The organism is Yinghuangia sp. YIM S10712 (assembly GCF_051388935.1).
GTDB lineage: Bacteria > Actinomycetota > Actinomycetes > Streptomycetales > Streptomycetaceae > Yinghuangia.
Map to the genome: position 1 here is coordinate 482,628 of NZ_JBPKBI010000003.1, position 458 is coordinate 483,085.

The window sequence follows — 458 nt, forward strand, 5'->3', positions numbered from 1 at the left end:
CGGCCGACCGAGCGCAGGGCACCGCGGATCTCCGGTTGTTGTTCGGGTGGGTGCCGGTCGACGACCGCGCCTACGACCGCGCGTGGCAGGTCCAAGAGATGCTGACGCAGCGAGGACAGCATCGAAGCGCCGGCCCCGTAGACCTTGTGGTCGCTGCGACTGCGGAGCTTCAAGGGCTGACGTTGCTCCACCGAGACCGGGACTTCGAGTGCATCGCAGCCGTCACTGGGCAAGCTCTGCAGTGGTACGGGCCCCCCGCGGGAAGGTAGCCGCAGCCCGGTTGCGGTTCTCTACTGGTTGCAGTTCTGTGGCGCTCACTGGCGCAAACCACCGCGGGTCAGGCTGTTGGGGGCATCACACCGAACCAGCAGATAGCCCATTGTGGAGCGTGTTGGGGGGAACCCCTCACGAGTTCGAATCTCGTATCCTCCGCATCCGCCCACCAGGGCAGACGTCGG

At 66.4% G+C, this 458-nt stretch carries 1 protein-coding gene; it reads left to right on the top strand.

The genetic code is table 11. From position 1 onward, the window contains the following. Window positions 1-269: PIN domain-containing protein (locus tag ACRX5W_RS11580; RefSeq protein WP_436787939.1), on the top strand; the 269-nt coding region annotated here is incomplete at its 5' end. Window positions 270-458 lie beyond the last annotated feature (189 nt).